This is a genomic window from Psychromonas arctica DSM 14288 (assembly GCF_000482725.1).
Classification (GTDB): domain Bacteria; phylum Pseudomonadota; class Gammaproteobacteria; order Enterobacterales; family Psychromonadaceae; genus Psychromonas; species Psychromonas arctica.
This window is the reverse complement of record NZ_AXWP01000085.1, coordinates 1-8,976: the sequence shown is the minus strand read 5'-3', so window position 1 is coordinate 8,976 and position 8,976 is coordinate 1. Positions and strand designations below refer to the sequence as shown.

The following is an 8,976-nucleotide window of genomic DNA, read 5'->3' as shown; positions in this document are numbered from 1 at the left end:
TTGGCGCAACACGTGCTGAATCACGTCAACTAGTTAGCCATAAAGCTATTTTAGTGAACGGTAAAGTTGTAAATATCCCTTCATTTAACGTTAAACCTAGCGATGTTATCGCAATTCGTGAAAAAGCTAAAAAGCAATCACGTATTGGCGCTGCATTAGAAATCGCTGGTCAACGTGAAGCCCTTGCTTGGGTTGAAGTTGATACAACGAAGATGGAAGGCGAATTTAAACGTCAACCTGAACGTTCAGATTTATCTGCTGAGATTAACGAACAGTTAATCATCGAACTTTACTCTAAGTAAAGTTAATTTTTAAGAGAGGACATAAATGCAGGGTTCTGTAATTGATTTTCTAAAACCAAGATTAGTTGATATCGAACAAATTTCGACAACTAGAGCTAAAGTAGTTCTTGAGCCACTAGAGCGTGGTTTCGGCCACACTTTGGGTAATGCTCTTCGTCGTATTTTGTTATCATCTATGCCGGGAACGGCAGTAACAGAAGTTGAAATTGATGGTGTACAACATGAGTACAGCACCAAAGAAGGCGTACAAGAAGATATCCTAGAGATCCTTCTTAACCTTAAAGGTCTAGCTGTAAAACTTGAAGGTAAAAACGAAGTTTTAGTTAGTTTAACTAAATCTGGCGCTGGTCCTGTTACAGCAGGCGACATCATTCATGATGGTGATGTAGAAATAGTCAATCCAGAACACGTGATCTGTAATTTAACGGGTAATGCTGAAATCAGCATGCGTATTAAAATTGAATCAGGTCGCGGTTATGTTCCAGCTTCATCACGTATGCATAGCGAAGAAGATGAGCGTCCAATTGGTCGTCTATTAGTAGATGCGACTTTCAGCCCTGTTGAGCGTATAGCTTACAGTGTTGAATCAGCGCGTGTTGAACAACGTACCGATTTAGACAAGCTTATTATCGATATGGAAACAGATGGTACTTTAGAGCCTGAAGAAGCAATTCGTCGTGCAGCTACAATTTTAGCTGAGCAATTAGACGCATTTGTTGATTTACGAACAAAAGTACAACTTCCAGTTGAAGAAGAAAAGCCTGCATTTGATCCAATTCTTTTACGCCCAGTAGATGATTTAGAACTCACTGTTCGTTCTGCTAATTGTTTGAAAGCAGAGTCGATTCATTATATCGGTGACCTAGTACAATGTACTGAAGTTGCACTTCTAAAAACGCCTAATTTAGGTAAGAAGTCTCTAACTGAAATCAAAGATGTACTTGCTTCTCGTGGATTATCTCTAGGCATGCGCTTAGAAGATTGGCCACCAGCAAGTTTAATTGAAGATTAGTCTAAAACCGATTCACGAATAATAAGGATTAGGTTATGCGCCATCGTCAAAGTGGACGTCAACTTAACCGAAACAGCAGCCACCGTCAGGCTATGTTTCGTAATATGGCAATCTCGATTGCTACGCATGAAGTTATTAAAACTACCGTGCCTAAAGCAAAGGAATTGCGTCGTGTAATTGAGCCATTAATTACATTAGCTAAAGTGGATAGCGTTGCTAACCGTCGTTTAGCGTTTGCTCGTCTTCGTGATGATGCAACAGTAGCAAAATTGTTTAATGAACTAGGTCCTCGCTACGCGACTCGTCCTGGTGGATACACTAGTATCATTAAATGTGGTTTCCGTACTGGCGATAAAGCTCCTATGGCTTATATCCAGTTCGTTGACCGTCCAGTTGTTGCTGAAGAAGAGTAATCTTATTTAGTCGCATAAAAAAAGCCGAACTTATGTTCGGCTTTTTTGTATTTCATTAAATAATTATTCTTCTAACACGGTAACAAACTCACCAACAATGCGCATATTTTCGCAATCTTCTTCATGAAGAACAATGTCCTTAAACTTTGATTCGGTAGAGTTTGGTTTTAATAAAATGACCGAATGTTCCCACTCTCCATCATCAGAAACTCTTTTTTCACTGGCATAGGTTTTAATGGTAAATGATGAATTATATTCCTCATCGTCTTTGCCATAGTTTTCGACAATAACAATTTTACCATTGCGAGAGCCACCAAGTGACTCCCTGAATATGCAAATAGAATTGCTCTTGATGCGACGATTCATTGATTCACCAATGACTCTACATGCAAAATACTTTCGTTCTGTAGAGTACTTTTCAGGTACTTCAAGCATATTAAAATCTTTGTTTTCTTGCATTTCACTAAAAGAACCAGCAGCAGTATAAAAGTCATAAAATGGGATTACATTTTGTTCTTTATCATCAATAATTTCTTCTGAAGGTGCAGTTGAAACTGCTTTTAGGGTTGTCGGCTTCTTCTTCACTTCTACGGTTTCTTCACCTGTTAGATATATATAAAGTGAATCTTGAACAGTATTTCGTAATTTAAATTTCATATGAACTACTGGTACATTTTTGCTTTTATCATTAACTTTATACTCTTGAGTTAAAGAGCCTGTGACAGTATCAACATTGCCCATAAAGTAAAAATCTGCACCTTCATTATTGCTTTTCTGTATAAATAAGGAAACATTAAGACCGGTTTTATCTGCATCTCGAATAGCAACAACATCCTTACTATCAAGTTTTCTTCCAGCTTTAGATTCCCATGCAAATTCATCTTGGTTAATGAAATGGTCGTTATATTGAGTAGTTAAAGAAATGTCTTCTAACTTTCTGTATGTAACAAAAAGTGGGGCTTGATCACGATAGATCTTATATCCGTAAACGGTACTATCATAATTTTTCTCCCAATTAAGTATTCGGCATACATCTTTACGCGTATATTTACCATGTAATTGAAAGCCATTTATATAGTTTTTGAGTTCGAAACGCTTATTGTATGTGTGTATAGAATATTCAATGTTATCGATAAGAAAGTTTTTGAATAGAGCATTTTTCAAGTGTTGGTTAAACGCTTGTGAGAGTTTCAATTTATTATTTTCAAACTCAATAACAGAAGATTCTTTTTTTATAAATTTGAAATTAAGATTGATTATGCATGATTCTATCGTCTCATCTGATACAGAATAACCATACGTAGCTTTAATGATGCTTTTGAAATCATTTGTCTCTAAGAAAGGGTTCGTTATAAGCTCTTTCATAATGATGCATTCTTCCACTCTTTTCGCATTATTGATGTTCAATGCAAATTGGCTTAATAATACTATCTGCTCTGCATCAAGATCATACTCGGTAGCTTTTTCCACTTTACATATAAAATTATAATAAGACTTTGAGTATTCAACATATAGATATGGTTCTCGTGAACCATGCTGAATAAAGTCCATCATCATAGGTATTCGGCCAAGTTTATACTTAAGTAAGTCATAATCTTTTTTAAGATCTTTCAACAGCCCCATATTTGCGGAATCAATGGATTCAAAAATGAGTGTTTTAGTAATTGAGTCAAAGTTGATCGTAGAACTTCCGGGGATAAGTTTACTGCCACTTGATATTGTTCTGCGCAAAGCATCTTTGTTATAAGACGTGTCACCGTAAAGTGCAATTGGAATAAGGTAATTGTTACTATAATTCCCAATAAAATCAATAACAGTCAGATAGCCTTTACCGTCAACTTTACGAAGTCCTCGGCCTAATTGTTGTACAAAAATGATGGCAGATTCCGTAGGACGAATCATTATAATTTGATTCACCTTAGGGATATCAATACCTTCATTAAAAATATCAACCGTAAAAATATAATCTAATTTTTCGGATAGGTTGTCAGACTCTAATAATTTAATAGCCACATTTCGTTGTTCTTCCGAACTATCTCCTGTGAGAGCTATGGAACGAAAGCCACTTTTATTAAACATTTCGGCTAATTTTTTTGACTCGTCATTACGGGAACAAAAAACGAGGCCTCTAGTTATGCCATTATCTGAACCATAAAAATTAGCGTATTTAACGATATTTTTAACTCTTTCATCGGATGAAAGATAAGCAAAATCACGGATATTTTCTTGTTCTTCCCCATCAATTATAAGATCGCTAACACCATAATAATGAAAGTTACTTAGCATCCCTTCTTCCATCGCTCTATTTAAACGAATTTCATAGGCAATATTATGATCAAACAAGCTAAAAATATCTTCACCATCAGTTCTTTCTGGTGTCGCAGTCATGCCTAATAAAAATCGTGGCTGAAAATGTTCTAGAAGTCTCTTATATGAATCAGCCCCTGAACGATGAGATTCATCGATTACGATATAGTCAAAATAGTCTTTATTAAATTTCTCTAAATGGTTTGCTTTTGAAATGGTTTGCACCGTAGCAAATAAAAAGTCTTTATCCAGCTCTTGTTGAGAACCTGAATATAATCCCATTGATTTACTTGAACCAAAAACACTCTGGAACGTTTCCATAGACTTTTCTGCTATGGTTCGTCGATGCACAACAAATAGTAATCGTTTGGGTTCGAAAGCCTTAGCATCAAAAGCAGATAAATAGGTTTTACCTGTACCTGTTGCAGAAATAAGTAGCGCTTTGGTTGCTCCCTTGTTTATCAAATTATTAATATTTTTTAAGGCTTCTTCCTGCATAGAATTTGGTATTACTACAGGCTTAACAAATACTGACTCATGTGCTTTAGAAAGTAATTTTTGTTTGTTGTAAATAACTTCATAGGCATCAATATACGATAAAGTGACAGGTGTTCCATTTTGAAAATCTGTATCAAACTCCCCAATAATCTTTTCAACAATACTACTCGAATGAAGTGCTGAGACTTTAAGGTTCCATTCTTTATTTGTCGCCAGTGCTGAAGCAGTTAGATTGCTACTGCCTATAATGAGATTGTAATATTCCGATTTTTTAAACAAATATCCCTTTGAATGAGAATTTTCTTTGGTGGCTATACGCAGTTCAATATTAGTGAATTTCAGCAGCTTTCTAAGCGCTTCAGGTTGTGTAAAATTTAAATATTGCGAGACAACGACCTTACCTTTAACCCCTTTATTTTCGAGTTCTTTAAAGGTATTTATTAAGGTAGCAATACCACTTGTAGTTACAAATGCTACGGAAATATAGAATTCATCGCAATAGCGTAATTCCTCTAAAATCGTAGTGAGCACTTTTTGTGGAGGGGTCTTTTTGTTAACCAATAATGTTGGTTGATACAACTTTTCAGATATTGATTCTTTATCAACAAAACCAGTTTGTAAGCTTTTACTCAGTTCATCTAATATCATGCTTTAGAACTCTTATATTTGCTCTTTCTGTAATTTTTCAACTATTGGGATATCAGCGGCAGCCCAATCAAGTGTGTGTAACTGATCAATTTTCAGCCACTTTTGATTTACGTGCTCAGTAAGGGTTATATCTTTATGCTCAACTGGACAAATGAAAGAGTGCATAATGATGAAGAAATCCGGATATTGATGATGAACAGTATTGAAAAATTGAGGGTCGACAATATCTAAATGAAGCTCTTCTTTAATTTCTCTAGTGATTGCTGACTCTTTTGTCTCTCCAAGCTCAATTTTACCACCAGGAAATTCATATTTTTTCGCTATATAATCAAATTTGGCAGGCCCACGTTGAACACAAAGTATTTCTTCGCCACATTGGATAATTGCAGCAACTACATTTAATTTTTTCAAAGGTATTCCTTTATTATTAAATTTCTAGACATAAAAAGTGCCTTATTATATTAATATTTTACATTAACGAAATACTCAAAAGATAAGAATGAAAACATTGCCCCCCATAAGTATTTTTTATTAAACTACAATAATCGCTCTGATGCTTCACAGTCACCACAATTAAGAAAATATTTTTCACCTAATTTTGATACTTTAGCGTTTTTACTTTGGCAACTTCCACAGTTTATTTTCATTGCAGTATTAGTCGTACATTTATTACATTTTATATAGTAGCCATAACGGCCACATAGAGCGGTGTAATCAGATGGCTCACCACAACTTTTGCATTGCAACCGCGATGTAATCTTAACAATAGATTCAACATTATTATGAACAATGGCCTCTATCGCAGGCCTTTTTTCTTCTAGAATTTCAGCTTTTATTTGAATTTGAGACATTAAAAATTCTGTTATAGATATCAACTCAGAGTCACTAAACTTTGGGCGAGAATCAGTAATACTTAAAAGTCGCCCTACCGGACCTTTAAGGTTCATAATCTTATTCAACTTATCGACTAAAAACTCACTCTTTACTAATTGTTCAGAAACATTTCTAGGCATAGTTTCTCTATCGATAATAGCGTTGCTTGAAACAACACAAATATTATCCCAACAACGAAAACCAAAGTATTGTTGTTTTATCCCTAATAGTTTCGTCAATATTCTAGGGCTATTTTCAAACAATAATTCGCGAAGCAACCTTTGTTGCAGCTCTACCTGTTTAATTGGAGATGGCATTCCAGTCCAATTATTATTAAAACTTCGAGACCATTCACCATAACTATTTACTTTTACTCCACCAGTAATACTTTTAGATTCCATTAAAATGAAGCCATATGGGTAAACAATGAGGTGATCGATCTGTGCAGTTTCATCATTATAAGTAAATTTGTAATCGTTAATAACGAATATACGAGGGTGATCTTTAAACGCTCTTCTGAGAAAAAAAGCTACATTAGTCTCTTGTTCTTGTCCTGCTTTAGCAGTTGGTGAAATAGTATTTTTTAGCGACATATCTTTAAGGATCATACAAAAAAATTCCAAATTAAATATTAGTTTTAGCTTTAGCTAAACTAGGATAAAAATATTACGATAACGTTGACTCATGTTCAGCAGATTCAAAGTGCCCCTTTGCAAGCCAAAATTGAGCTTTATTTTTTAGAGCAACTTGATACGCCCAACTTGTAACAGCTTCAGACCTTTTAGCATCACAATTGAAATAAGAATTTAGTTCATCATCAATACTCTTTTGATGATTAATTATGTTTTGTTCAAACCACCGATCTCTATGTTCAAAAGCGGCTAAATAGTCACGTTTATTGTTATTACAACTGCTATGAGCGACAACAAAGTTATGCCCTAAGTCATTGGAGTATTTAGCAAATGGAATAAAATGATCTACTTCGGTTTTTGTTGTTAATGACTTTTGGCAATAGAAACATTTGCCTTTTTGAATTTCTTCTAAAACTGGCTTTGCTTTGGTAATTGCTTGACGATTAATACCAAATAAAAATGGATCTAGTTGAGACTGTTTACCAATGATTTGTTGATTCGCTGGAATACTTTGAATTTTTCCAATCCATGCGTTACGCGATACTTGAGTCACCAGTTCATAAAATCGGCGAAAGCAATAAGCGATACCAGCATTTAGTGTAATAAAAGAAGCACCTTTGTTATGCGCATACAAGAAGCAATCTTCTTTCTTTGCTAATAGCTGTAAACGCCATAACGGCCCTTCTTTAATAACTCTTAAAGTACTTTTGTAAATTGCGTTCCAGTTATCGCTTTGTTTAAGTTTATTTATATTTTTAATATTTAAATTATGACAACGACTTAACTCTGTAATGATCACTGATTGCTTGCCTACATTTTGATGCAGTAAAGTGTTCATGTTGTTTTCTACTGAGTTAAATGGCAACGCATGCTGCCAATAAATAGCAATAAATTTCTCAACTATTGTACTTAATGGGATTTTTAATTGATGTTTAGGATCATCCATTAAAGGAGTTTCTATACAAATATCAGCTAATGCATGTAATAAAGCGTATTTATAAGTTGCATTGAACTCTCCTTCAACAAGTAACCTTTGGGTATAAGCAATAAAATCAATTTGTTGATTACTTGAAATTTCCATTCAATTATTAACCATAAGTTGCAACACCACTGTTTGCCAACTAACTGCTTCTCTTTCGAGAATATCTTTATGGTTTTCAGTAACTAATAGCGGTAATAAACCACACTTTTTACTGCGTTGTAATAATCGGTCGCTGCACACGTCAAACATATTACGTTCATCACCACTGGGGCCATGGCGCAATGAGATAACGAGTTTACCACCGGGTTTTAGTAGGTTAGCGAGTTTGCGTAATGAACGTGCTCGTTGTGAGTCAGGAATGTGCATCCACACTGCACTGAGCAGAATTAAATCAAAGCTGACTTCTTGTTTGGTCACGGCATGTAAATCTGGGAGTGAATCTTGTAACCAACGGACGTTTAAATCTTGAGTTTGTTGCTTGCCTAATTGGGCAAGTGTTAAGGCAGGCTCAATCGCGGTGATTGATACATTATTCTTGGCGCCTTGTTCTGCCATATATTTACTATCACGGCCTGCACCAGCACCTAAATCTAAAATACGCGCATCTTTTGTATTTAATACCGGTGTTAAATAGCTGAGCCACGACTGATGTACTTGTTCGAACGTTTTAGATAAATACAATTCTGCTAATTGCTCTGCATTTTTATTGTAAAAGCTTTCAGACATCGACTTACCTAATTGAAATTTATCTTATGCTTGTCTTTTAGGTACAACTTATACCCAAGAAGCAAAATAGAATGCGTTAACTGAGTGACCTATCTTGTTTAAAAGCTTTAATATCTAAAAAGGAAATAGATTGATGGAACGCGCTTTAATTCAAATAGATAAGTTACATATATTTAATTAGTTTTATCACAAAAAAGTGATACTTAAAACGTTAACAGGCTGAATAAATTAACATGCTTATGCATTTAACTCAGGTTGTTTTAATTGGAGCATGAAAAATTGCTAAATTTAACAACCTATTAGGTATTTCTTTTTCTACAAACCTACGGTTGAAGCGATAACAGAACTCATTAAGATATTCTTGTAGAAACTTTCCTGTCACACCATGAAAAGTACCCAGTAAGAACGTTTTCAAATTACCAATTGCTATATGAACCCACGGAAGCCATTCATCAACTAACCCACTAGGCGTTACTTTTGGAATGTGCTGCTGTGTTTTATTTATAATATTGAGTGAAGGATAACCATCCGTTCTTACTTTCTGCTTTGGTAATAGATATCTATTTACAAATTCTTCGACATT

General features: G+C 34.8%; 9 protein-coding genes. 3 read left to right on the top strand and 6 right to left on the bottom strand.

Going from position 1 to position 8,976, the window contains the following annotated elements; genetic code table 11:
* From rpsD to rplQ, 3 genes are all read left to right on the top strand, one after another.
* Window positions 1-302 (top strand): 30S ribosomal protein S4 (gene rpsD / locus H592_RS0111045; RefSeq protein ID WP_028868834.1); only part of this gene is annotated, 302 nt, incomplete at its 5' end.
* Between the two features lie 25 nt (window positions 303-327).
* Window positions 328-1,314, top strand: coding sequence for a DNA-directed RNA polymerase subunit alpha (locus tag H592_RS0111040; protein ID WP_028868833.1), 987 nt, complete (start codon window positions 328-330; stop codon window positions 1,312-1,314).
* Window positions 1,315-1,349: 35 nt separating this feature from the next.
* Window positions 1,350-1,727, top strand: a complete 378-nt coding sequence (gene rplQ, locus H592_RS0111035; RefSeq protein ID WP_028868832.1) for a 50S ribosomal protein L17 — start codon at window positions 1,350-1,352, stop codon at window positions 1,725-1,727.
* Window positions 1,728-1,790: 63 nt separating this feature from the next.
* On the opposite strand, the gene H592_RS0111030 is transcribed toward rplQ, so the two are convergent.
* The 6 genes from H592_RS0111030 to H592_RS0111005 form a co-directional block, all read right to left on the bottom strand.
* The gene (locus H592_RS0111030; protein ID WP_028868831.1) at window positions 1,791-5,180 is read right to left on the bottom strand and encodes a DUF3427 domain-containing protein; all 3,390 of its coding nucleotides are present in this window, start codon (window positions 5,178-5,180) and stop codon (window positions 1,791-1,793) included.
* Between the two features lie 12 nt (window positions 5,181-5,192).
* Window positions 5,193-5,591, bottom strand: coding sequence for a (deoxy)nucleoside triphosphate pyrophosphohydrolase (locus H592_RS0111025; protein ID WP_028868830.1), 399 nt, complete (start codon window positions 5,589-5,591; stop codon window positions 5,193-5,195).
* Between the two features lie 125 nt (window positions 5,592-5,716).
* A complete protein-coding gene (locus H592_RS0111020) occupies window positions 5,717-6,661 on the bottom strand; it encodes a nuclease-related domain-containing protein (protein ID WP_028868829.1) in 945 nt (314 codons plus the stop codon).
* 58 nt (window positions 6,662-6,719) lie between these two features.
* Window positions 6,720-7,766, bottom strand: a complete 1,047-nt coding sequence (locus H592_RS22095) for an HNH endonuclease (protein WP_037071633.1) — start codon at window positions 7,764-7,766, stop codon at window positions 6,720-6,722.
* A complete protein-coding gene (locus H592_RS0111010) occupies window positions 7,767-8,393 on the bottom strand; it encodes a class I SAM-dependent methyltransferase (protein WP_028868828.1) in 627 nt (208 codons plus the stop codon).
* 250 nt (window positions 8,394-8,643) lie between these two features.
* Window positions 8,644-8,976: transposase (locus tag H592_RS0111005; protein WP_028868827.1), on the bottom strand; the 333-nt coding region annotated here is incomplete at its 5' end.